Source organism: Caballeronia sp. LjRoot31 (genome assembly GCF_964253885.1).
In the GTDB taxonomy this organism is placed as follows: Bacteria; Pseudomonadota; Gammaproteobacteria; order Burkholderiales; family Burkholderiaceae; genus Caballeronia.
On record NZ_CAXURX020000002.1, the window covers coordinates 1,388,756 to 1,412,291 of the forward strand.

General features: G+C 60.5%; 24 protein-coding genes and 1 pseudogene. 11 read left to right on the top strand and 14 right to left on the bottom strand.

Annotated elements, in window-relative coordinates; translation table 11 throughout:
* Positions 1-105 precede the first annotated feature (105 nt).
* Genes ACSQ8V_RS24620 through ACSQ8V_RS24630 form a run of 3 tightly spaced genes read right to left on the bottom strand, consistent with a single transcriptional unit; the run spans position 106 to position 5,631 of the window.
* Positions 106-3,153: an efflux RND transporter permease subunit gene (locus ACSQ8V_RS24620; protein ID WP_436207437.1), complete on the bottom strand. Its 3,048-nt coding sequence runs from the start codon at positions 3,151-3,153 to the stop codon at positions 106-108.
* Positions 3,150-4,232: an efflux RND transporter periplasmic adaptor subunit gene (locus tag ACSQ8V_RS24625; protein ID WP_436207438.1), complete on the bottom strand. Its 1,083-nt coding sequence runs from the start codon at positions 4,230-4,232 to the stop codon at positions 3,150-3,152. The genes ACSQ8V_RS24620 and ACSQ8V_RS24625 overlap by 4 nt, the downstream gene beginning before the upstream one ends.
* A complete protein-coding gene (locus ACSQ8V_RS24630; RefSeq protein ID WP_436207439.1) occupies positions 4,222-5,631 on the bottom strand; it encodes a TolC family protein in 1,410 nt (469 codons plus the stop codon). The genes ACSQ8V_RS24625 and ACSQ8V_RS24630 overlap by 11 nt, the downstream gene beginning before the upstream one ends.
* A 147-nt stretch (positions 5,632-5,778) precedes the next feature.
* Here ACSQ8V_RS24630 and ACSQ8V_RS24635 point away from each other — a divergent pair, with 147 nt between their 5' ends.
* Positions 5,779-6,441 carry a response regulator gene (locus ACSQ8V_RS24635; protein ID WP_436207440.1) on the top strand — a complete coding sequence of 221 codons (663 nt, stop codon included), beginning with the start codon at positions 5,779-5,781 and terminating at the stop codon, positions 6,439-6,441.
* Positions 6,438-7,784, top strand: coding sequence for an ATP-binding protein (locus tag ACSQ8V_RS24640; RefSeq protein ID WP_436207441.1), 1,347 nt, complete (start codon positions 6,438-6,440; stop codon positions 7,782-7,784). Before ACSQ8V_RS24635 ends, ACSQ8V_RS24640 begins: the two co-directional genes overlap by 4 nt.
* Before the next feature lie 211 nt (positions 7,785-7,995).
* Here ACSQ8V_RS24640 and ACSQ8V_RS24645 read toward each other — a convergent pair whose 3' ends face one another.
* A complete protein-coding gene (locus ACSQ8V_RS24645; protein ID WP_436184307.1) occupies positions 7,996-8,289 on the bottom strand; it encodes a DUF4148 domain-containing protein in 294 nt (97 codons plus the stop codon).
* A 366-nt stretch (positions 8,290-8,655) separates the two neighbouring features.
* On the opposite strand from ACSQ8V_RS24645, the gene ACSQ8V_RS24650 reads away from it, so the two are divergent.
* Positions 8,656-9,252 carry an undecaprenyl-diphosphatase gene (locus ACSQ8V_RS24650; RefSeq protein WP_436207442.1) on the top strand — a complete coding sequence of 199 codons (597 nt, stop codon included), beginning with the start codon at positions 8,656-8,658 and terminating at the stop codon, positions 9,250-9,252.
* Positions 9,253-9,310: 58 nt separating this feature from the next.
* Here the strand turns inward: ACSQ8V_RS24650 and ACSQ8V_RS24655 are convergent, their stop codons facing one another.
* The 7 genes from ACSQ8V_RS24655 to ACSQ8V_RS24685 form a co-directional block, all read right to left on the bottom strand.
* A complete protein-coding gene (locus tag ACSQ8V_RS24655) occupies positions 9,311-9,718 on the bottom strand; it encodes an efflux RND transporter permease subunit (RefSeq protein ID WP_436184308.1) in 408 nt (135 codons plus the stop codon).
* On the bottom strand, positions 9,618-9,929 hold the full coding sequence (locus ACSQ8V_RS24660) for an efflux RND transporter permease subunit (RefSeq protein WP_436207443.1): 312 nt from the start codon (positions 9,927-9,929) through the stop codon (positions 9,618-9,620). The genes ACSQ8V_RS24655 and ACSQ8V_RS24660 overlap by 101 nt, the downstream gene beginning before the upstream one ends.
* Entirely contained in the window at positions 9,857-10,690 is an 834-nt protein-coding gene (locus ACSQ8V_RS24665; protein ID WP_436184310.1) for an efflux RND transporter permease subunit, read from the bottom strand. Before ACSQ8V_RS24665 ends, ACSQ8V_RS24660 begins: the two co-directional genes overlap by 73 nt.
* Positions 10,663-11,013, bottom strand: a complete 351-nt coding sequence (locus tag ACSQ8V_RS24670; RefSeq protein WP_436184311.1) for a TolC family protein — start codon at positions 11,011-11,013, stop codon at positions 10,663-10,665. The genes ACSQ8V_RS24665 and ACSQ8V_RS24670 overlap by 28 nt, the downstream gene beginning before the upstream one ends.
* A 29-nt stretch (positions 11,014-11,042) precedes the next feature.
* Positions 11,043-12,059, bottom strand: a complete 1,017-nt coding sequence (locus ACSQ8V_RS24675; protein WP_436184312.1) for an aldo/keto reductase — start codon at positions 12,057-12,059, stop codon at positions 11,043-11,045.
* 117 nt (positions 12,060-12,176) lie between these two features.
* Positions 12,177-13,424, bottom strand: a complete 1,248-nt coding sequence (locus ACSQ8V_RS24680; protein ID WP_213768833.1) for an ABC transporter substrate-binding protein — start codon at positions 13,422-13,424, stop codon at positions 12,177-12,179.
* A 98-nt stretch (positions 13,425-13,522) separates the two neighbouring features.
* Entirely contained in the window at positions 13,523-14,767 is a 1,245-nt protein-coding gene (locus ACSQ8V_RS24685; protein ID WP_436207444.1) for a DUF1479 domain-containing protein, read from the bottom strand.
* A gap of 87 nt (positions 14,768-14,854) precedes the next feature.
* Here ACSQ8V_RS24685 and ACSQ8V_RS24690 point away from each other — a divergent pair, with 87 nt between their 5' ends.
* Complete coding sequence (locus ACSQ8V_RS24690) at positions 14,855-15,826, top strand: helix-turn-helix domain-containing protein (protein ID WP_436207445.1); 972 nt, start codon at positions 14,855-14,857, stop codon at positions 15,824-15,826.
* Positions 15,827-15,938: 112 nt separating this feature from the next.
* A pseudogene (locus ACSQ8V_RS24695) lies at positions 15,939-16,137 on the top strand (IS6 family transposase); the annotation flags it as partial.
* 64 nt (positions 16,138-16,201) lie between these two features.
* On the opposite strand, the gene ACSQ8V_RS24700 reads toward ACSQ8V_RS24695, so the two are convergent.
* Positions 16,202-17,110, bottom strand: a complete 909-nt coding sequence (locus tag ACSQ8V_RS24700) for a LysR family transcriptional regulator (RefSeq protein ID WP_436207446.1) — start codon at positions 17,108-17,110, stop codon at positions 16,202-16,204.
* Positions 17,111-17,251: 141 nt separating this feature from the next.
* Between ACSQ8V_RS24700 and ACSQ8V_RS24705 the strand changes: the two genes are divergently transcribed.
* Positions 17,252-17,797 (top strand): carboxymuconolactone decarboxylase family protein, encoded by a 546-nt coding sequence (locus ACSQ8V_RS24705; RefSeq protein ID WP_436207447.1) that lies wholly within the window; start codon positions 17,252-17,254, stop codon positions 17,795-17,797.
* A complete protein-coding gene (locus tag ACSQ8V_RS24710; RefSeq protein ID WP_436207448.1) occupies positions 17,772-18,494 on the top strand; it encodes a pyridoxamine 5'-phosphate oxidase family protein in 723 nt (240 codons plus the stop codon). Before ACSQ8V_RS24705 ends, ACSQ8V_RS24710 begins: the two co-directional genes overlap by 26 nt.
* Before the next feature lie 288 nt (positions 18,495-18,782).
* Here ACSQ8V_RS24710 and ACSQ8V_RS24715 read toward each other — a convergent pair whose 3' ends face one another.
* Together ACSQ8V_RS24715 and ACSQ8V_RS24720 are read right to left on the bottom strand one after the other, a co-directional pair.
* On the bottom strand, positions 18,783-19,127 hold the full coding sequence (locus tag ACSQ8V_RS24715; protein WP_436207449.1) for a DoxX family protein: 345 nt from the start codon (positions 19,125-19,127) through the stop codon (positions 18,783-18,785).
* Positions 19,128-19,129: 2 nt separating this feature from the next.
* Positions 19,130-20,059, bottom strand: a complete 930-nt coding sequence (locus ACSQ8V_RS24720) for an NAD-dependent epimerase/dehydratase family protein (RefSeq protein ID WP_436207450.1) — start codon at positions 20,057-20,059, stop codon at positions 19,130-19,132.
* 130 nt (positions 20,060-20,189) lie between these two features.
* Between ACSQ8V_RS24720 and ACSQ8V_RS24725 the strand changes: the two genes are divergently transcribed.
* From ACSQ8V_RS24725 to ACSQ8V_RS24740, 4 genes are all read left to right on the top strand, one after another.
* The gene (locus ACSQ8V_RS24725) at positions 20,190-20,795 is read left to right on the top strand and encodes a TetR/AcrR family transcriptional regulator (RefSeq protein WP_436184320.1); all 606 of its coding nucleotides are present in this window, start codon (positions 20,190-20,192) and stop codon (positions 20,793-20,795) included.
* A gap of 349 nt (positions 20,796-21,144) precedes the next feature.
* A complete protein-coding gene (locus tag ACSQ8V_RS24730; protein WP_436207451.1) occupies positions 21,145-21,909 on the top strand; it encodes a class I SAM-dependent methyltransferase in 765 nt (254 codons plus the stop codon).
* A gap of 89 nt (positions 21,910-21,998) precedes the next feature.
* Positions 21,999-22,649 carry a GntR family transcriptional regulator gene (locus ACSQ8V_RS24735; protein WP_213768843.1) on the top strand — a complete coding sequence of 217 codons (651 nt, stop codon included), beginning with the start codon at positions 21,999-22,001 and terminating at the stop codon, positions 22,647-22,649.
* Positions 22,639-23,535 (top strand): ABC transporter ATP-binding protein, encoded by an 897-nt coding sequence (locus tag ACSQ8V_RS24740; protein ID WP_213768844.1) that lies wholly within the window; start codon positions 22,639-22,641, stop codon positions 23,533-23,535. The genes ACSQ8V_RS24735 and ACSQ8V_RS24740 overlap by 11 nt, the downstream gene beginning before the upstream one ends.
* Position 23,536: the final 1 nt, after the last annotated feature.

Sequence of the window (23,536 nt, forward strand, 5' to 3'; positions counted from 1 at the left end):
GGACCAGGGCATTGCTTCACGTGGTTGCGTAGTTGACTAACAGGGGCGCTCTTCAGCGCCCCGTTTTCGTTCAATGATTTCCCCGCTCATGGATGCATCGGTCCATCAGCGCCGCGGTTTCATCAGCCACCGCAACAATACCGGCAACAGCAGCAGCACCAGCGGCAACTGCACCATCAAACCGGAAATGATCGCTACCGCCAGCGGTTGTTGCATGGCCGATCCCTGGCCCAGTGCAAACGCCAGCGGCAGCAACGCAAGAATGGCCGCGATAGTCGTCATGGCAATCGGCCGCAAGCGATTCCGGCCCGCTTCTATCAAAGCCCGATCGAGCGGCATCTCTTCATCGCGCATCAACCCCTGCAGCTCCGATACATAGAAGATCGCCACCTCCGTGACAATGCCGATGATCATCGTCATGCCCATCATCGCGGAGATGTTGAGCTCTATGCTGGTGACCCAGAGGCCGACAAACACCGCTCCGGTTGCCAGCAAGGGCATCGCAAGCACGGCTAGCGCAATGCGAAAACGCTCGTAGAGAAACAGCAGCAGGCCAAATACCAGCGCGACGGCCGCGCCGAATACGGTCATCAACCCCTTGAAGGCAATCTGCTGCTGTTGATACAAACCACCTAGTTCGTAGTACACGCCGGCGGGCAGCAGCTTGGCCGTAGCAAGCACTTTCTGCACGTCGGCAATGGTCGAGCCGAGGTCGCGCCCATCGATACGCGCCGTCACCGCCACCATACGCTTCAGGTTGTCCCGGCTCACTTCCGGCTGGCCCGTCACGGTCACGCGCGAAGCCACGCGATCCAGCGCGAACAGATGGCCGTCCGGCGCGCGGATCTGTAACTGGCCGAGCTGGGTATCGGTGAGTGCGAGCGCACCGGCCACCCGAACGCGAATGCCGACCGTCTTCGGTCCATTCTGGAACTGCGTGGCAATATTGCCTTGCACCATGTCGGAGACGGCCTGCGCGATGCTCTGCGAGTCCATGCCTTCGGCCGCCGCCGCATCCGGCCGGATGCGCAGTTCAAGCGCGTCACCGGCGGGATTGATGCCGTCGTTCACATCCACCACGCCCTGGACCTTGCCGATCGCCGCCGCCACGTTCCGCGCGGTCGAGTTGAGGGTGATCTGGTCGTCGGAATAAATCTTGATCTGCACAGGTTGCGGCACCGCGGTCAGATCGCCGATCAGGTCCTCCATCAGTTGAGCCAGTTCGATACTGACCCCGGGCACGTCTGTTTCCACTTTCGAGCGAATCTCCTCCATCACGGTTTCGATAGGCTCGCGCTTGCCGGACTTCAGGCGCACGAAAAAGTCTCCCCGGTTAGGCTCGTTCAGATCGCCGCCCAAGCCTGCGCCGGTTCGCCGCGAGTAAGTGGCGACATTCGGATTCGCACTGACAATCGCCTCGACCTGCTTCATCAGCCGGTCGGTTTCGCTGATCGATGTACCCGGCTCGGTGTGATAGTCGAGCACAAAACCGCCTTCGTCCATGGTCGGCATGAACCCGCTGCCCACCCGGGTGAAAGCGAACGCGGCAACAATAACAAGCGGTACGAGGCCGATCAGGACGAGCGCGGGCCGTGCGCTGACGCGGTCGATCAGCATTGCGTAACGCGTATTCATCCACGTCGCCAGACGGGTCTCGGTGTGCTCCTCCGCGTCCTTCGGCTTGAGCCATCGGTCACAGAGGATGGGCACGGCGAGCCAGGTGACCATGAACGAAATGAGGAGCGCGCTTGCCATGGTGACGGACAGCGCCTTGAAGAACGCGCCGGTCACGCCGGACAGGAAAGCAAGGGGCACGAAGATGATCAGCGTCGCCGCGGACGACCCGGCAAGCGGCCGCGTGAATTCGAGCGCGGCTGCCATCACGCGGCCATGAAACGCGTTCGCGCCGCCCTCGCGCATGCGCCGCACAATGTGCTCGATCATCACGATCGCGTCGTCGATCACCAGGCCCACCGCGGCCGCCATGCCGCCGAGCGTCATGATGTTGAAGCCCATGCCGAACACATCGAGCAAGAGAATGGTCGCGGCCATCACGACCGGCACCAGCGCCACCGCAATCGCGGTGATCTTCCAGTTGCGCAGGAACGCGAACAGCGTCAGCGCGGCGAGCACCACGCCGATCATGATGGCGTCGCGCACGCTCGTGGCCGCAGCAGTCACCAGCTCGCTCTGGTCGTACCAGTTGGCGAGGCGCACGCCCGGCGGCATCTGCGACTGGAATGCGCTCAGCTTCGCGCGGATCGCCTTCGCCATGGCGACACTGTTCGCACCGGGTTGCTGGTAGATGTTGACGAGCACCGCGTCCTGCCCGTCGGCCGTCACGCGCATCCATTGCGGCGTGACGCCTGCGCGCACTGTGGCAATATCGCCGAGCCGGATTTGCGTGGGTCCGTTCGCCGATACCACCACGTTCCTCAGATCGTCGAGCTTCGTAATGGTCGCGTCGGCAATGACCAGGTAGAGCTTGTAGTGATCCTCGATCCGGCCGGCCGCCATCAGTACGTTGCTCGCGCCGATCGCCTTGGATACATCGGCGAGCGAGAGCTTGTAGACCGCGAGCCGGGCGGGGTCCACGGCCACTTCGAACTCGTCGGTCGCGCCGCCTGTCACATCCACGCGCGCCACCCCTTCCACCGACGACAACAGCGGCCGCATCTGGAACTGCGCCAGATCGTGCAGTGTAGAAAGCGATTGCTGCTTCGACGTCAGGCTATAGGCAAGGACCGGGAACACCGTCGGATCCATGCGGCGGACCTGCATTGACGTGCCTTGCGGTAACGTACCAAGGATCTCGCTGATCGACGATTGCGCCTGCAGCGTGGCCTGCGCCATGTCCGTGCCCCAGTCGAAGTTCACCGATATCTCAGCGGACCCGCGGCTCGTCTTCGACTCGACATCGAGTACGTTGGGCACGCGCCGCAGCGCCTCTTCCACCGGCATGGTGACGAGCGTCGCCATCTGCTCGGCGGGACGGTCGCCAGCGTCGAGAGAGACAACGGCGCGCGGGAACGCCACGTTCGGGAACAGCGATATCGGCAGCCGGAACGCGGTCAGTGCGCCGGCCACAGCGAGCAACCCGATCACGAACAGCAATGAGCGCCGGTGAGCCTGCATCCATTGGCCGAATTTCATCGTGGTGCGCCTCCCCCGCCTTGCACCACCATGCCGTCCTTCAACTCATAGTTGCCGCTGACCACCACCGCTTGCGTCGCATTGAGCGGACCGTCGACGCCGTAGCGGTCGCGATCCTCTATCTGCGTCACCACATTCACGCGATGCGCCTTGTTACCGGACGCGACCTGGAACACGAAATCGCCGTGACCGTCCTTGAGTACGGCCGAGCGCGGGACGACCCAGTGCATGCCGCGGTTCGTATCGATATCGGCAGCCACGTGCGTGCCCGGAATGAAGGCGCTATTGCCGAGCGGCACGTTCGCGCCCACATCGACGAGCTGGCTTTGCGGGTCGATGGACGCACCCACCAGGACCACGCGCCCGGTCATGGAGACCTTCGCGAGCGAGGTTGACAAGCCCCGCAAGCGGACCTCATCGTCGGCATGGATGTTGATGGCGTCCGAGGGTTCGACCGCCAGCATCACGTTGCCGCGCGTCTGCCGGCCGCTGTCCGCGCCGGCAAGCCGCATGATCGGCGCACCTGCCTGAACCTGGTCGCCCTGTCCCACCGAGGTCTGCAACACCACGCCGTCGATGGGCGACGCAACGACCTTGGCTCCGCTCGTGATCCCGCTCTGTGCCTGCGACGCCAGCGCCTCGCGGGCATCCTGGGCCGCCTTGCGAGCGGCAGCCAGTTGCGAGGCGGTGGCAAGGCCCTTGTCGAACAGCGACTGGGTGCGCGCGAGCTCGCCGTCGGACAGTGTCGCGGCGCTTCTTGCCTGCGTGGCGGCTAGCACGGCAGCAGGGTCGGCCTGCACGACAAACAGCGGATCGCCACGCTTGACCGGCTGACCCGTCTGCACGTGCAGTTGCATGATCCGCGCGACGTAGGGCAGGTTGATTGAAGTGAGGTTAGCCGCCGATGCCGCGACGATGCCGTACGCGCGCACCGGTTGCGCAATCGGTGCGCGCTGGACCGGGGCGGTCGATACAGCGACGACGGTGTCGTCGGCAAGAGCGTTGTTTGCTTCGAAGAAAACGCTGAAGCAAAAACACAGGGCGATGCAAGCGTGCATCGAAAGCCGGTTAATTTGCATGGGCTTCGGTCAGGTTCAGGTCGGAAGTAAAGGCGTCGGGGATCGCACTGCCCAGCAGCGCTTGCAAGCCAACGCGCTGTTCGGCCCGCGATTCGCGAAGCGTCGCGATATCCACACGTTTGGTCAGCGCGGCCGACATGGCATCCGTGTAAGCGCCGAGCGTCAGGTTGTGCTCGGCAAAAGCCCCGCTCGCGTCGCGTGCCGCACGCTCCGTCCCGGGCAGCGCCGCTTCGGTCTGCTCGAGCTGGCGCGAGAGAATGGCGTCGTCGGCACGCAGATGAGCTACGTCGGCGAATACCTGGTTCAGGCGGTTTTGATATTCATCGCGCAGGCGCTGGCGCGTGCTTTGCTCGATCGCAATATTGCCGCGGTTGCGGTTGAAGATGGGCAGGCTCAGGTTGATCTGGAATCCTGACGTGTAGACATTCGATGTATCGCGTTGACGGTCAAACCCCACGGTCAGAGACGGAAACTGGCTCATGATCGCCGCACGATACTTTTGCTCCTGCGCCTCGTAGCCCGCTTGCAGGGCCAGCAAATCGGGCCGCCGGCGCGGCAGCGCGGCGACCGCGCTATTCACGGTGGTGTCGTCGAGTGGCGCGTCTTCTGGCTCGCCCACGAGCTGCAATTGCACGTCGGGCGACAAACCCAGCAGCTGGTTCAGGTCATGATGCGTCTGCTCGGCCGCGCGTTCAGCATCGGTATAGAGCTTGCGCGCGTCGCTATACGAAGTCAGGGCAGCGGTCAGCGTGTCTTCGGTCAGGTTGCCCTCGCGTTGGGCATCGGACATGCGTTCATAACGCGTGCGCGACAAATTGCGTTGTTGCTGCAGCAACGGCAGCGTGTCCTCTTGAAAGCGCGCCTTGATGAACAGTTGTTTTGCCTGCGCCACGACCTGCCATTCCTGCCAGAGCAGGCCCAGATCTGTCTTTGCAACAGTTGCGTCGGCCGACTGCTTGTTCGCGCCACGCGCGAAGATCGCCAGCACGTCCATGGTCAAGCCATAATTGAACGCACGCGTCGCCCCTTCCATGCCTGGGTAATCGCTGGACACGGCTAATTGCGGATCGGGCAGCAATCCTGCCGAAAATGCCTGTGCCCGCGCAATACCCAGGTCGTCGCGAGCGAGCTTGAGATCGGGATTGTTCGCCACGGCCAGCATGGCGACCTCCTCCATGTCGAGGCCGTCCGAGGGATCGAAGCGATGTGCAGTAAGCTCGGGCAGGGGCATGGTCGCCGGGTCGATCTGCACGCGTGAGAGCGTAGTGAGCGTGGTTGATGTATCCCGCGGCGCAAGCGGTTCGCGGTGATACCAGGTGCAGCCGGCGAGCAGCGCCAGGCACGTGCCGGCGCAAACTAGCTTGTACAGGTACACACTCGGGGCGGTGAATACAGGCAAAGCTGGCTCCAGGGCGAAGAAAGTGAACGGGCAAGATTCATCGAAGGAGCGATTGATTCTAGGAAGCCCGTGCTTAAGGAACGCTTAAGCACCTGCCGCCGACAATTCATGCTCGATACTTGTTGGTAGGAACGGGGAGACTTCACGATGCGGCTATTACTGGTGGAAGACGACGAGATGATTGCCGAGACTGTGGTCGACTCCATGCGCCGGCTGGGTTACGCGATCGATTGGGCGGCGGACGGCCGCGCCGCCGAGCTGTCGCTTGGCAATGGGGTGTACGACCTCGTGCTGCTCGACCTCGGCTTGCCGAAACGCGATGGCATCCAGGTGTTGAACACGTACCGCAAGGCAGGCGGCGCGGCGTCCGTCATCATCCTGACCGCACGCGATGCCGTGGATGACCGCGTTCGCGGGCTCGATGCAGGCGCCGACGACTACCTCATGAAACCCTTCGATCTCGACGAACTCGCCGCACGCGTGCGCGCGGCGCTGCGACGTCGTACCGGACAAAAGCAGCCCATCTATACACATGGCCAACTTGCCCTCGATCCCGCCTCGCACGAGGCGAGCAAGGCCGGTGTGCCGTTGCCGCTGGTGCCGCGCGAGTTCGCGTTGCTTCAGGTTCTGATCGAGGAGCCCACACGCGTATTCAGGCGCGCGGAACTGGAAGAGAAGCTGTACGGATGGGGTGAGGAAGTGGGCAGCAATACCATTGAGGTGCATGTCCACAGTCTCAGGCGCAAGATTGGCGCTGAGCAGATATTGACGATCCGGGGCGTAGGCTACCGGCTCAAGGGAATCGAATGACATCCATCCGCCGCTGGCTGCTCGGCTGGCTGATCTTCGGACTGGCCGCCACGTCGCTAGTGGCAGCCTACGGCATCTTTCACACCGCGCGCCGCGAAGCGGGCGAGTTATTCGACTACGAACTGCGCACCGTCGCGCTGTCGTTGCCCGCGAATATTGCCACTGCCGACGCTGCTGAGCAGCGCAGCCACGAGTTCGACGGCATAGCCGACGACCTGATTGCAATCGATATCTGGGACAAGCAAGGCCAGCTTGTTTACCACTCGCTCAAGGAGCCGGCGTTACCGCGTATCGCTGAAGGATTCCAGTCGATTGAACGCGGTGAATATCGATGGCGCGTGTTTGGCCTGCAGCAGTCGGATCGGTACATCCAGGTGGCGCAGCCGTTCTCCGTTCGCGAAGATCTTGCGCTGCGGCTCGCCTGGCGCACGTTGTGGCCGCTGGCCCTGGTGGTGCCGGTGACCATTGCGCTGGTGTTGTTTGTCGTGGCTCGGGGGCTTGCGCCGATCGGTGGGTTGTCGCGGGCGTTATCGCGGCGCTCGCTTGACTCGCTTGAACCGTTGCAAGTGGGCACACGGGTACCCGTGGAGATCCGTCCACTGGTCGATGCGTTGAACGACTTGCTGCTGCGTTTAAGCGACGCGTCGCAGGCGCAGCGGATCTTTGTTGCCGACGCGGCGCACGAGTTGCGTACGCCGCTAACCGCATTGAAGTTGCAACTTCAGGCGGCACGACGCGACGGGACGTTGCAAGGCGATGGCCAGACGCTCGAACGTCTTGAGGAACGGCTGAACCGGATCATTCACCTTGCCCATCAGTTATTAGCGATGGCTCGTGAGGACGCGAACCGCGCGGCTTCCATGACGCACATGAGTCTGCGCCGTCTTGCGGAGCGGTCCGTGAGTGATCTGTCGTTGCTGGCGGAGGCCAAGCGCATTGATCTCGGACTGGAAGAGCGGGCGGGCAATGCATCGGACGACTATGTGGTAATGGGCGATGAACATGCGCTGGGTATCCTGTTGAACAATCTGGTCGATAACGCGATTCGCCATACGCCCGAGGGCGGTAAGGTTGATGTGATCCTCGCGCGCGATCCACAGGGCGTGAGCGTTGAAGTCACAGACACAGGTCCGGGCATTGCGCCCGATGAACTGGACCGGGTGTTCGACCGGTTCTATCGCGGTACCGGTACGCAGGGCTCGGGCAGCGGGCTGGGTCTCGCGATTGCATCGAGCATTGCGGGGCGGCACGGGGCTAAGCTCGATGTGAGCAACCGCGACGGAGGGGGTTTGATCGTGAGCGTGGCAGCGCTCACGCCGGGCGATGGCAAGCTGTCGGCATGATTTCGAAGAAAACTGAAAGTCCCGCGTCAGGATAGAAACATGGTCGACAGTGCCGGCCTGCGTCCGACCCGGATCAGGCGTTATTGCGCTGTGGACATCAAGACGATGGGGTGATTTCGCCCCTGTTGCGCCGGCTTCCATCTGAAGCAGCGCGAAGGCCGCATCGACTGAAATGATGCGGCCAGCGATCCTCTTGACCGCTCGCCCGGCCTTAGTTCGCTGCATCTTGGCCTGGCAACCCCGAAGCCGATGTTGCGGCACTGCTTCCCTGCGCACCGCTCTCCGATGCATACGCGCTGTTGGCCGCTTGCACTCGTTGTTCCGCCGCTTGTATCTCGTCGGGATAATGAATTTGCTTGCTTGCGGGCTGATAGCCCGCACGCTCCAACTGAACAAGTTCCGCGCGCACTTGGGCTCGCGTGACCGGACCGTTGGTGGCCTGTGCGAACGAAACGGCTGGAACAATCAGAACTGCAGACAGTATTGCGCAGATAAATTTTTTCATGATAAAAACCTCGTCGGATGTGGCTCCAGCCACCATGATTGAAGCCCGTGCTCTTCATGCTCTTCACCGCGATACATAGAAACAGCGAAACAGCGAAGAACAGGACTTCATTTTGCGCAACGCGTAGTGACTACATCCTGACGCGACGATTACAAGCTTGTTATCTGCGTGGCTTGCGGTTTCGCCGCGCGTCGAGGTCCCGCTTTACGGAGCGAATCCGGTGTTCAGATCAGCTTCGCTGACTGTCACCACGCGTTTCCTTCGACACCGTTGAAACCTGCATTCCCGCGTTCATAAGGCTCAGCTAATCCTGAAACGATAAGCTTATCTATCATTCACCCATCATTCACTCATCTATCGCCCGCTATGGAAGCACTGAACCGCAGCCTGTTCTTACTGATCAACGCATCTGTTCAGCCAGAGTCTGTCACCGTGGCATTGGCCATGCTGTTCGGCGAGTACGCTATCTGGCTCGTGCCCGCGACACTGGTCGTGTGCTGGCTGCGTGGAAACGACATCGTGCGCGAGCGTCTGATCGAGGCCAGCGCGTCGGCGCTGGTCGCTTTGCTGGCCGCACAGATCATTGGCCTGACGTGGCCGCATCCGCGGCCTTTCATGATTGGCCTGGGGCATACGCTGATCGCGCATGGAGCGGATTCATCGCTTCCCAGCGACCACCTGACGTTCCTGTGGACGGTTGCCTTTAGTCTGGCGATGCATCCCGAAGCACGCCGCGCGGGCTGGGTACTCGCGCTCCTTGGCCTGCCAATGGCGTGGGCACGAATCTATATCGGAGTGCATTTCCCGCTCGATATAGCCGGCGCAGCGCTCGTCTCTGGAATCAGCGCCTGGCTTTGTGCGCTCACGGGCCGCTGGTTTGCGGCCCCGGTTGTGCGAGCCGCAATGCTTGCGTATCGGCCGCTGTTCGGACCGTTGATCCGGCGCGGCTGGGTGTCACGATAGCCCTGGATAGCCTGCCGCGGCGCCACTCACCAACGAGCCCGGCAGGCGTACACATCCACTACTGAACCTGAACCGGCACGCCTTGCTTCGCCACACCGCTGCCGCGCTTGCGGTCGATCCGCTGAGCGAGCTGGTCAAACCAGAGGTGAACTACCGGCGTGGTGAACAGTGTAAGCATCTGCGAGACGATCAAGCCGCCAACAATTGCAATGCCGAGCGGCACCCGCAACTCCGCGCCCGCGCCATGGCCGAGCGCCAACGGCAAAGCTCCGAACAACGCGGCCAGCGTCATCATCATGATCGGCCTGAACCGCAGCACGCACGCCTCGCGGATTGCATCGTGGGGAGACAGGTCCTGTTTCCGTTCAGCAACCAGCGCGAAGTCGATCATCATGATCGCGTTCTTCCTCACGATCCCGATCAGCAGGATCATGCCCATGATCGACAGATCCTGGCCGCATGACATCAGCGCGATGCAACGCGCCCACACCGGCAGATGGCAAGGTCGAAATGATGGTCAGTGGATGAATTGCGCTTTCGTACAAGATCCCGAGTATCAGGTACACCACCACGAGCGCGGCAGGTATCAGGCAAGGCTCGTTTTTCAACGACGCCTGGAACGCCTGCGCTGTTCCCTGGAACGTGCCGGTGAGCGAGTCCGGCTTGCCCACCGCCACCTCTGCCCGATGAATGCGTTCACGGCATTACCCAGCGACTGCCCCGAAGCGAGATTGAACGAGATAGTCACAGAGGGAAACAAGTTTTGGTGATTGACCGAGATCGGCGACACGCCGTTCTCGACTTTCGCGAGCGTGCTTAACGGCACCAGTGCATTGGTGAGCGGAGAACGTACGTATAAGTGCGCGAGCGCATCGGCCGTCAACTGGAACTTCGGATCCACTTCTTCTATGACGTGATACTGGTTGAGTTGCGTGAACAGCGTTGCGACCTGACGCTGGCCGAACGCGTCGTAGAGCGTGTCGTCAATGGCTTGCGCGGTAATGCCGAAACGCGACGCCGTGCTGCGATCAATCACCAGGGTGGCGCTGGTCGCCGACGCCTGCTGGTCCGAAGTGACATCGGTCAGTTCCGGCAACGCAGAAAGCCGCTGGGTCATCACCTGTGCCCAATGATTTAACAAGTTGACGTCAGGCGCCTGCAATGTGTACTGGTATTGCGCCGCGCTGATCCGGCCGCCACCTAGTCGCGCCTGCACCAGCGTGTCCTCTGCCTGGTACAGCGTGCGCTGTGCATCGAGTACGGTCAGGAAGTCGACTGTGCCGAACTTGTACTGCGCCTCGGCAAGCGTCGCGGCCTGGCGCGCTGCGTCGGCGGCGGTCTGGTCGAAGGCTTCCGCAAGCTGCTGTTGCTGCGCAGCCGTCAGCGAATCTTCAACGTCCTGCAGCGCGGTCACGATCGTCTGCCGGTAGTCCGCCACGCCTTGGTCACGGCCGCCTGGTTCGCATGAAGCTCGCCGTGCAACGCGCCGCCATCGAAGATGGGTACGGCAAGGGCGGTCGCGAGGCTGGCAAACGGACTCGTCAGGAAATGTGATAGCGAACCGCCGCTCAAACCGCCATCGGCCGTGAGCAGGAGGGTCGGAAAGTACGCCGCGCGAGCGGCACCGACGCTGTAGTTCGCAGACTGAAGGGTCGCTTCCTTCGAGCGTATACCGGGGCGTGCTTCCAGCAAGCTCGACCGATGATCCTGTCCGATGGTGTTGTTCGGATACTTGATCAGCGATGCACCGGCGGAATTCATCTACAGCCGGTGCAGTCTGGAGCCAGGCGCTATTGAGGCGTCGGCGCATCCTCTCGGATCAGCTCGCGGCGCTTTAGTTCGGTCCAGAACGCCGATGGAATGTCAGTCCGGAAGGTTTGCAGATTGTCTTCCAATTGTGCAACCGTCCGCACGCCCGGGATGTTGGTCGGGATCGCGGGATGGCCCAGAACGAATTGCAGGGCTGCCGCTTTGAGCGGCACCGAGTACTCCCGGCACACCTGTTCGATCTTGCGCACCCGTTCGAGAATCGCTTCTGGCGCAGGCGAATAATTGTACTTCGCACCCGGCAGCGCGCCGGTCGCCAGAATGCCGCTGTTGTAACCGCCACCGAGAATCACCGACACCTGCTTCTCTTCGCACAGTGGCAGAAAACCGTCGAGCGCGTCCTGCTCGAGCAGCGTATAGCGACCCGCCAGCAACAGGCAGTCAAAGTCTTGCCGGCGAATCGCCTCATGCGCGACTTGCCACTCGTTGACACCAATCCCCACGGCCTTCACAACACCCTCGTCACGAAGTTTCAGCAGTGCTTTCGCCGCACCTGTCATCGCTGCCTCGAACATCTCGGGCTGACGCTTCCCGTGTGTAAATACGTCGATGTCGTGAATCAGCGCGATGTCGATATGTTCCAGCGCAAGCCGCTGCAGACTGTCTTCGATCGACCGCATCGTGCCGTCATAGCTGTAGTCGAAGACGCATTCGAACGGCAGCCCGTCAACCCACGGCTCAAAGTTGATCTCGGCGCGCTTGCGGGGTTTCAGAAGGCGTCCAACCTTGGTCGACAGCACATATTGGTCGCGCGGATACCAACGCAGCCCCTGGCCACAGCGTGCCTCACTCAACCCGTGGCCGTACATGGGTGCGGTGTCGAAGTAGCGTACGCCCGCGTCCCATGCTGCCTTGATCAAGGCAGCCGAATCCTCTTCGCTGATAGGCCTGAAGATGTTGCCGATCGGCGCGGCGCCAAAGCCCATTACGGTTGTTTTGAGCCCCGAACGCGGCCATTTACGTTTTGCTACCGGATCCATCCTCGTCTCCTTTGTCGACCAGAGTTAGTGCTTCAGCACTTACTCTGGTCCCATGCAACTGGTTGCTGCCATGAGTATAGATATTCGATTCAAGCCTGGTTCACGCGAAGCTCCCGCTTACTTGACCTTCGCCGCAACGGCAAGTTTGCGCACCCCCTCTTTCGGATCCTCGTTCGAATTCATGAAATTCGTTACGACGTCGGTAATCGCGCCAGCAGTAACCGATGACTGAAGTTCGCCGAAGGCCAACGACGGCAGGAATCCCCCCGATTTAATCGTGGCCTGCTCGTCTGCGCGTGATTTCTTGGCGCAGCCATCGAACTTGTCCATGGGCACATCCAGCCGGACGGGAATTGACCCCTTGTAGAGACTGAATTGCTGCTGGAAATCAGGCGACATGATCGTCTTGGCGAGTGCAAGCTGCCCGGGAGTCGCCTCCGTTTTGCCATTCTGCTGAAAGAACACGAACGCATCCACGGTGTACGTGTAGGCATTCGCCGTACCGGGCGCCGCTGCGCAGATATAGTCGACATCGGCCTTCTTGTTCGCATTTGCGAACTCCCCTTTCGCCCAGTCGCCCATGAATTGCATCCCGCCCGAGCCGGAAATAACCATTGCCGTCGCGAGATTCCAGTCACGGCCAGAGTAGCCTTTGTCGAAGTAAGTCCGGATCTTCTGGACGGTCTCGAACACCTGCACCATCTGCGGCGAGGTCAGCGTTTTCTGGTCGAGTTCAACAAGGGCTTTCTTGTAGAAATCGGGTCCCTGAGAAAGCACCACGGTCTCCCAGATCGTCATGTCTTGCCAAGGCTGGCCGCCATGCGCAACGGGCGTGATACCCGCTGCGCGAAACTTGTCGGCGAGCGCAAAAAACTCCGGCCACGTCGTGGGCGCCGACCCGCCGACTTTATCGAGGTCGGCTTTGTTAATCCACAACCAATTGATTCGGTGTACAGAGAATGGCGCAGCGATATAGTGACCCCCTGCCTTCATGGAGCTGTCTATTTGCGCTGGCGAATGCGCTTTCCAGTCGGTAGCAGACTGATCTATATTGACCAATACCCCCTGAGCGGCCCAGTCCTGAATAAGAGGCCCCTTGATCTGCGCGGCCGACGGTGCGTTGCCCGCGATGACCTGGGTCTTTAGCGCCGTCATGGCTGCCGCGCCCGCTCCTCCCGCTATGGCGAAGTCCTTCCACTCGTAGCCCTGTTTGCTCATATCGTCCTTCAGCACCCGGATTGCCTTCGATTCTCCTCCGGAAGTCCACCAGTGCAGTACCGAAAGCTGTTCGGCGCCAAGTACGGCATGCGTTCCAGCCACGAGCAGCGCAACAGCCGCCGCAACCGATGTCAGTGATCGTTTCATTGCAGTCTCCGAAGTTTTAGTTATTGATCGAGCGGCGCATTCGCCGCTAGGGCGAACGCGCGTGCTCGATTTCATGCGTGACAGACATCTTTGCCGATCTACAGGTCAAACCCAAGTTGCGCCTTGCCGAGCGCTGTCAGATCGTCAGCCGTGGCGCGTCCGGTGAAATCCACTTCGAAATGGTCGGTAGGAAAATCGGGCGGGCTCTCACCCTTAAGGAAGCTTGGCAACTGACGCTTGAGGTAAGCGTCGTTCTTGGCGCACGCAGGCGCCGAGGCGATGTACATCACGTTGCTGTATCCCGCCCCCCTATGCTCGTCTTCAACAGCATGGATCACATCGCTATGCCAAAACACGGTGTCGCCCGCGTCCATTTTGGGGATCGACGACAGCGCCTCGAACAATGGCGCGTGAAATTCCGGCTTGATCGACAGCGCCCGCCCGGGCATGGCGCCGCATAGGTCGTCCTCTGCGACATCGTCCTGAAGCGCGCGCAGCAGGATGTACACCATCGAATTGGCGATGGGCACGAGTTGAAGCGTGCCGTCGCCTGGTCCTTGCGGCGTCAAGGCAGTCCAGCCCTGGAAGGTGCGGAACATCGAGCACACGGCGGGCGACGCGATCTCCTGCACGTCAGGCCGGAACGCTGCATCGAACGGATCGTAGTCTCGCCAGTTGCCCGCAAACACGTGGCGATATACCTTTCGGAAATTGCTTTCGATCCAGCGCTCGACCGACCCGCCGTCGCAATGCGCGGACAAGCCAAGCGACGCGGAGCCCGGCGGCCTGCGACGCAGACGATCGGCGTATACAGGCACGCGCTCCGGATCGAAGTGCACGCGCCCCTCGCTCTCATTGCGCCACAGTCGGTTCAGGAACACACGCGCCTCGGTCAGTGCCTCCGATTGACGGGCCAGCACTTGTGGCTTCGACCAATACACGCCGTAGATCTGCGGCTTGCTGGACGCCAACTGACCAAAGTATTTGTCTTCGGCGCGATTTTCCAGCCGCTTGTCGAGATTATTACGCTCGACATAGTGGGCAATGTCCTCGTCCCAGTTTTGCACCAGCGCGCGGGGAAAGACATTGCGAATCACGCACGCGCCGCGCGCCTTGACGATCGCGATCTGGTCCGCGGTGACACGGTTTTCGGTAATGTCGGAAAACTGGATCTCGGGAATGACGGCTTCTCCACGATCGCGCTGCGTGGAAATTCGCTTCGCCTCGGCGCTAATCGCTTCTTCGACTTCGGCGAAAACCGCTCGGTAATTCGGCAACGCCGCGCGCAACTCTTTTTTCGCTTGCCGGATTGCGGCCGGCAAATCGTCAATGATCAACGCCATGATTGTCTCCATTTGATATGCCCGAGCATATGACGTGCGTGCGCGCCTTGGTGATACTATTCAGACAATCTATTTGCGCTTTCAGCCATGAAGCCAGCCTATGAACATGTCGAGTTCGGCGAGGACTGTTCGCTCCGGGTTTACCATCGGCGGCTTCCGCGTATTCCGTTCGAATGGCATCACCATCCGGAGTACGAGTTAACGCTGACAATGAACAGTCATGGCAAGCGTTATATCGGCGACTCTGTCAATGAATACGAGGCGGAGGATCTCGTGCTCGTGCCGCCAGATCTCCCGCACACCTGGGCGTCGAATCGTTCGATCGAGCCATCCTCGCCACAGGTCGCCATCGTTATCTGGTTCGACGGCGATTGGGCACGGCGTATGGCGGATTGTTGCCCCGAATATGAACCGCTGCGCAAGCTGTTACGCAGGGCCGCATGTGGGCTGGCCTTCGAGCCGCCTGCTGGTAAATCGATGCACGGCCGCCTGGAGCAATTACTATCAAGTGGGGCGCGCGAGCGCCTTAGCTGCGCCCTCGATATTTTGTGCACCCTCGCCGACGCGCCGGGCCAGCCGCTGGCCTCACCGAGTGCTTTTAACCATCCAACCGCCGGCCCATCGGGTCACGAGCCCGAACGGATCAACCGGGTCCTTTCGATGATCGACGCCCGCTTTGCCGAGCCGCTGCGCCTGTCAGAGCTCTGCGCGGCCGCCAGCCTGTCGGAACGCACGCTCGCGCGTTACTTTGTTCAGCATATCGGCGAGAGCGTCGGTCGGTATATCACCCGGGTTCGTATTGGTCATGCGTGCCGAATGCTAGCTGATACCACCCTGCCCGTTGCTGTCATCGCTGCTCGTTCGGGCTTCGCGAACGTCGCCAATTTCAATCGGCAGTTCAGGACCACGAAGCAAACGACGCCGGCCGAATATCGACGGCTATTCGCCGCCGGCTCTCCGGATAAGGACGCAGCGGTTCGCTTGACCGAACGATCTCCTTCACTTCAAAGGAAGCGGAAATCAGCCGGTGAGCGAAACGACGAAGAGACCGCTTATTAGTATCGACGCCGGCGATATTTTCGTTAATCACATCATGCGCTTTCAAATGGAGGCAGTGAATGGGTTAGAGTCGCCGGGCTATGCGAATTGATGGCCGATGACGAGTAAGCTGAAGAGCGTGGACAAGCTGATCGATCAAGACCACCGCAACATCAAGTCCCGGACGAAGGCCGTGCTTGGCTTCAGGCAGTTCAGGAGCGCCGCAACCAGGATTTCAGGCATCGAGCTGATACATCGCCTATCTCGTGACGCTTAACCTTAAAGACAGCGCTACGCCGACCGTTTGGAATGCGGTCCTCTCGGATCAATAAGCCATCCTATCAAAATTAGCTTCCTCCACAATTTCCGCTATTTGCTACAGAGCCCCGGGGGCGGCTACACTGGCCCGACCGACGCGGCGACCTTTTCAAACACATCGCGCAGGCGCGGGGCGGCGAAGTCAAGAAAGCGGCGCATCTTGAGCGGCATCTGTCCGCGCGAAACATGGACAAGGTTCACAGGCACCGGGTTCGGTTCGAATGCATCGAGGATGATGCGCAGCGCATCCGCCTCGACCGCTTCGGCAACCTGATAGTGCAGTAGCCGCGTTATCCCCACGCCGCGGATCGCGGCTTGTGCTGCAGCCTCCGTCGTCGTCACGGACAGACGCGGCACAACAGGAACATCAAAGGTGGCTCCCGATCCTGGCGCCTTGAAGCGCCAATCGGGCGAAGGCAACGGCGTATCGACGGCGACGCACGGCAGTTTCAGCAGATCGTCCGGGGTCCGAGGCACACCACGCCCGCCCATGAGCGCGGGGCTTGCGCACACCACCGTACGCATAAGGCCAACCTGTGTCGCCACCATCGCGCTATCGGGGAGCTTTCCGACACGCACGGCCATATCAACATGAGCGTCGATCAGGTCGATGTTGCGATCAGTCAGCATCAGGCGGACGTTGATTTCGGAAAACAGGGCAAGGAAGTCCGCCACCACGGGCAGGACGTGCAGTCGACCTAACTGAATTGGCGCGGTAATGACAAGTTCGCCCTTTGGCATAGTGAATTCGCCAGCAGCCTCCCGTTCGGCTTCCTCAACTTGTTCGAGAATGCGCCGCGCAGCGGCGACATACGCAATGCCTGCATCCGTCAGCATGAGCTTGCGTGTTGTGCGGATCAGAAGGCGCGTGCCCAGGAGTGTTTCGAGGTCCGTGATTTTCCGGCTCAACGTTGCCAAGGGCACCTTCAAAGCACGTCCTGCTGCCGAAAGGCTTCCGGTCTCGGTCACGGTCACCAGCATCGACATGGCCTCAAAGCGGTCCATCCATCCTCCCATTTTTCGGTGAAATGATTCCCAAGATTACCGGATTATCTATGGAAGTGAAAAGCAGGATGATGTTTCCCAGCCGAACCAATTCCGGTTTGCGCATCCCAAAGGAGAGTCCCCATGTCCCGCATTTCGATTCCAGCCCTTGACGCCGCCCCGGAAGCCTCCAGGCCCACGCTTGATGCCGTTCACAAGCAGCTCGGCGTCGTGCCGAACCTGTTCCGTCTGATCGGCAGCAGCCCCGCCGCGCTCAGCGCCTTTACTGGCTTGCAGGGCGCGCTGTCGAAAACCCTCGACATGAAGACCCGCGAACGGATCGCGCTGGCCGTCGCCCAAGTAAACGGTTGCGATTACTGCCTGTCAGCTCACACCTATCTCGGTCTGAATCTGGCGAAGATCAGCCCAGAGGAAATCGCGCTGAACCGCAAGGGCGAGTCCGGCGACGCCAAGGCGAACGCGGCCGTCCAGTTCGCCGCCAAGGTGGCGAAGGAGCGCGGCCACGTCAGCGATGGCGATATCAAGGCTGTCCGCGATGCCGGTTTCACCGACGCTCAGGTTGTGGAGATCGTCGCGTTGGTCGCGGAAAACAGCTTCACGAACTACCTCAACGAAGTCGCGAAGACGGAAATCGACTTTCCCGTTGTGCGAGCGGCAGAAGCCGCGTGACGCCAATCGGGCCAGGGCGGCGCAGCCCCCGGGCCCGCTTTATTTCCAGCAGCGGAGGTTCGTCATGTCCTATGGCTTTCTCGATGTCGCCGTGACGCCCAGCGTCCGGACCGTGCAGGCCAAGATGGGCGCCGATCGCATGTGGCAGGACTTCAAGGGACACCGCGACTTCGACCGCTTCACGGAGAACGAAGCCGCGTTCATTGCCGATCGCGACAGCTTCTACATGGCGACGGTTTCAGAGACGGGTTGGCCTTATGTCCAGCATCGAGGTGGCCCGCGCGGCTTCCTGAAACTCGTCGATGAACACACGCTTGCCTTTGCCGACTATCGTGGCAATCGCCAATACATCAGCACCGGCAACCTTGCGGCGAATGATCGGGCTTGCCTGTTCCTGATGGACTACGCCCACCGCGCGCGGCTCAAGGTCTATGCGCGGGTGGAAACCCTTGCGCTCGATGATGACCCTGCACTGACCGAACTTGTCACTGTGCCCGACTACCGGGCTAAGCTCGAACGCATCTTCCGGTTGCGTCTGGAAACATTCGATTGGAATTGCCCGCAGCACATCACGCCGCGCTTCACCGAGCAGGAAGTTGCCGAGGTCGTTGGCCCACTTCGCGACCGCCTGGCTCAGCTCAACACTGAAAACGCTGAACTACGCGCTCGCCTCGCCAACCCAGGAGATTCCGAATGAACACTCGGCGTCCAGCGCTGTCCCACGCCCGAGACCGCGGTTAGAAAGGGTCGCGCTCGCTGCCCCCTGCATGAGTGGCCGTTTGCCGTGGCACGTAAACCGGTGATCTGCGGCGGGCAACCCGGAGCGCCCAGCCATCGCAACAAAAAGCAGACACATGACGCACGTGATCAAATTGGCGTTGCTCCAATGCCGCTATTCCGTGTGCGCATTTCAAGTACCTGCAGCATGGATTGCCCGCACGGGCTGTTAGCGTCCCGGGCTCACGCGCCTGGTGACGAGTAAGCCTCAACCGCGGAGCGCCAACGTAGCCACAACGAGAGCCGAGAAGATCAGCGCCGGGGCGAGATGTTGAAACGGTTCCCGATTTCGTAGCAATGTGAAGAGCGCGCCAACCATGATCGCGCCGGCCAACGTCAGGCCTAAAACTCTGGTTTGTTGTCCAAAAAGAAGTGCTGCACTGAGCAACTCGAAAGCGCCACAGAGCAACCGAAACCATGCCGGGTAACCCCAGCGTGCGAAGTCGCGCTTCACCGCGCCGCGTCCGGCGAGATTGACTACCCCGGCAACCGCGAACAGAACTGCTACGATCATCGCGAGAATCGATTCGAAAGATCCAGTGTTTAACGCCATCGTCATGCTCCGTTGCCTGGCTGATAGTGCTTCTGCACTGAGAGGTCCGCAATCAGGCCGGGGCCGTGGGGTTCCCACGCAAGAACTCGCCGGGCATGCTGGCCGCTTACCGTCTGGTCGAGCGCCAGTGCGTCAGCGAACGGTCCAAGCGATTTGCGAGCATCGTCGAGCGGCCAGGGTTCGACGCGATCGGCGCCGGCCGAGGCCCGAATCGCTTCACCCATCTCGGCAACGGCAACGGCATCTTCCGCGACCACGTTGAAGATCTGTCCCGCGACTCGACCGTCCCCACTTGCCGCCCGCTCCACCGCGCTCAGGTAGGCCGTGGCGAGATCATCGACGTGAACGGCAGGCCAGTGGTTGCGACCATCGCCGACGATCCTCACACTGCCGATCTGACGGACCATACCGGCAAGCATGCCGAAGACGCCGCCACCGTAGCCGTGCACCATCGCCGGCCTGAGGATCACCGCGGCGATCGAGCGGCGTGCTGCCAGCGCCAGCACCTGCTGCTCCACCGCGGGCCGCCAGGCGACAAGTCGTGTCGGGTTCAACGCCGATGCTTCAGTCGCGGCCTCTCCCTCCGTATTGCCGTAGACCCAGGTGCCCGACGTGTAGACAAACGCCGCGCCCGGATGCAAATGCGAAAGCATTGCTACAACTGCGGCCTCATCAGCAGCGGCAGCGGCAGCGGCAGCATCGTTGGTCGACGCCATGTGCACCACGCCATCAGCGGCACCGGCAGTCGCCGCGAAAGACTGTGGCTCACGCAAGTCGCCGCCATGCAGTTTCACGCCGAGACGTGCCAGCGCGCTGGCGGCCGGCGAGTTCTCCTCGCGCACCAGCGTCGTCACTTGATGCCCGAGGCTGATTGCTTTGCGCGCGACCGCTTGCCCGATGTAGCCCGTACCACCTGTAATAAATAGTTCCATAGCGTTCTCCTCGATGATTGCCTGCGAAGTTGATAAGTCACACGAACGAGACTCATCGGTCTCGTTTCGACAAATCTAAACGAGACTACCCAGTCTTGTCAACTACTCGATGATCTGTTATTTATCTGACATGAACACGACCTCTCTCCCCGACCTGAGCCCGCTGCAACGCCGTAAGCGGTCCGCCATCCTCGACGGCGCGAAAACCGTCTTTCTAAGCCAGGGTTTCGGCCTTGCAACGATGGACGATGTCGCCGCGGCCGCCGGCGTCGGCAAACAGACGGTCTACCGCCACTTCAAGTCGAAGGAGGCGCTCTTCGTTGATCTGGTGAGCTCGATGTGCGCTCAGGTGGGTGGATTTCTTGCCGGCGCTCAGGACGAGCAATCCGATGGATCACCCGAAGTCGAGTTGCGCGAGTTGGGATCGGTGCTGGCACGAAGCCTTATTACGCTGGACAATCTGCGGCTTTACCGCGCCATCGTTGCCGAAGCCGAGCGTCTTCCGGAACTTGGCCAGGTGTTTTACGAAAATGGTGCAAAGGTCGTGCGTGCCTTCGCCGCAAAAATTTTGCGAAAGCGATTTGACGAATCGACTGCTGCATTGCGGGCAGCGACATTCGTTCAGTTGGTGCTAGGCGACGCGTATCTGGAACTGTCAATTGGCTACACGGTGCCCAATGTTGAAGCGCGCTTCGCGCTGCAGATTGACGAGGCGGTGGCGGCGGCACTTCGCTAAGGAGCCCTGCATAAGATACCGAGCCACTGCGTGCGGAGCGCAGCAGCAGGTAGTGCGGGGAAACGGAATTAGCTAGACTGAGTGCCATTGCAAATCAAAGACTTGCCAACGAATTCGGTCACGCGCCAGATGACGCGGAACCGAATAGATTGGACTTGTCGGATTGTGACGCAAATTTGGTGGACTGGCCGGAGGGTAGGATTGGCCCGTCGTACGCCGGTTGTGAAAGGCTGCGTGCCGCCAATTTCAGACGTTCGACGCCGCGACGAATTCACTGCACAAATCCGTAGGCGCCATAAACTAACTGACTGGCCGCGCACAAGATTACGGTTTCCTTCACAGGTTTCTCATGAGCCTATCCGCAGAAAGTTTCTACGATGACATGGCGTCCTCTTATCACATGATTTTCGATGATTGGGAACGGGCAATCGAGCGTCAGCGAGCGATCCTGACGCGACTTATGCCTACGCCAGCAGTCCTTGGGACCGTTCTTGATTGCGCGTGCGGGATTGGCACTCAGGCGTTAGGCCTTGCGCGCGCGGGCTACGATGTGGAAGGTACGGACATATCGAAGGCGGCAGTCGACCGAGCCTCGCGTGAGGCGTCCCAGCGAAAGCTTGATGTGAAGTTCCGGGTCGATGACATGAGGCTGCTTGCGACGTGTGAATCGCAACGGTACGGCGCGGTTGTCGCTTTCGATAACGCCATTCCGCACCTGGATAGCGACGAGGATGTGGCCAAGGCGCTCACCGCAATGCGAAGGAGTCTACGAACGGGCGGAAAGACGTTTATTAGCTTAAGGGACTATGGCGAGTTGCTGATTCAACGCCCAAGCATGATAGGACCAGCCATGTTCGTGGACAACGGCCTTCGCCGCATCGTGCATCAGGTATGGGACTGGCACGATGAGCGTCGTTATTCAGTTCACTTATATATCACTCGACAAACGAGTAGCCTCGACTGGCAGTCGAGCCATTTCGTTGGCCATTATCGGGCTATCACACCTGACGAAGTCGCGTCTCTTGCCTCGCAGGTCGGATTCGATGACGTACGGGTTCTTTCGCCTGCTATCAGTGGTTACTACCAACCGATCGTCACGGCCACGACTGCGTAGTCCACCTGGAGCGTCAGCAATGCTTCAGGGGACGCGGGACGCGGACCGCTATCCGGTAATTCCCGGCCAAGCGGACCTTCGACGCCGCGATGAAGATCGTGAACAATCTCCGACCGGTTTTAGCTTCTGAAAAGAACCTGGCTTATCTGATGCGCGTGCGATTCGATGCTATGCGCAGGATGATCAAGCATCCTTCTGATCGGTCGGAAACATTGATCGTGGGCGCCAGCAGACACGACCGCCTCCTCGCCCGCTGTGAGCAGACCAAAAACGACATCCCTGACAAAGATGAATGCCCGTTGACGCCTTGGCGTACCATGTGTCACATTATGAATATGACACTATTCGATTACAAACCGCAATCGGGTCAGTCGATATTCGACGCCGTGGTCTTTGCCGCCAAGCGCGCCTTCATCAGCGGCGAGTACCTGCCTGGGCAGGAGTTTCCGTCGGTCAGGGCGCTGGCCGCGGATCTGAAAATTCACCCAAACACGGCCCACAAGATCATCCAGCACCTGATCCACGAAGGTTGGCTGGAGGCGCGGCCGGGGATTGGGACGATCGTTTGTGAGCCGCCCCAGGCGCGTCCGGGCGAAAAGGCGCAGTTGCTGGGGCACGAAGTCGAGGCACTGGTGGTTGGCGCGCGTCGCGTCGGCCTGACGCAGGCGGAATTGCTCGACGCCATCATTGAGCGTTGGAACCGGATCGATATAGCGAGGGGAATACAAAATGATCATTGAGGCCCGGAATATCGAGAAGCGCTTCGGCCGGGACGAGGCGCTCAGCGGTCTGAGTTTTTCGGTCGCGGAGGGGAGCGTCTATGCGTTGATTGGAGCCAATGGCGCCGGCAAAACGACCACGATTAAGATGATGATGAACATCTTGACGCCGACGCGGGGTGATCTCACCTTGATGGGGACGCCATCACGTGAACTCACAAGCTGCCACCTTAGCCAGATCGGCTACGTCTCGGAGAGCCAGGTGCTTCCAGGGCAAATGACCGTGGGTGCTTATCTTAATTACCTGAGACCGTTCTATTCGAACTGGGACGAAGCGCTCGAAAAGGCCATGTTGAGGCGGTTCAAGCTGCCGATGGAGCGTAAAATCCGCGCCCTTTCACATGGTATGCGTATCAAGGTCGCGCTTGTTGCCGCCCTGGCCTTCAAACCAAAGTTGCTAGTGCTCGATGAGCCGTTCAACGGCCTGGACTCGCTGGTGCGCGACGACCTGATCGAAAGCGTGCTGAGCCATGCCGAAGGCCTCACGATCTTCATCTCATCGCACGACCTGAACGAAATCGAGGGTTTCGTTAGCGACGTCGGTTTTCTCAACCAGGGCCGCCTGTTGTTCGAAAATTCGATCGAGGTCTTGAACGCGCGCGTCCGCTCGATTCGCGTCACGTTGCAATCAACGGTCCGTCCTCCCGGTACCTGGCCCGGAGCGTGGATCGATCCCGGCACCTCGGGCAATGTCCTGAGTTTTGTGCATACGGCGTTCACTGAAGACCGGCTGGCATCTGAAATCGCCGCCGCATTCGGTGACGTCAAATTCGTTCAGGCCGAGCCAATGGACTTAAGGTCGATATTCACCGCGTTTGCGCGGGCCGAACAAATGAAGGGGGGGTGAT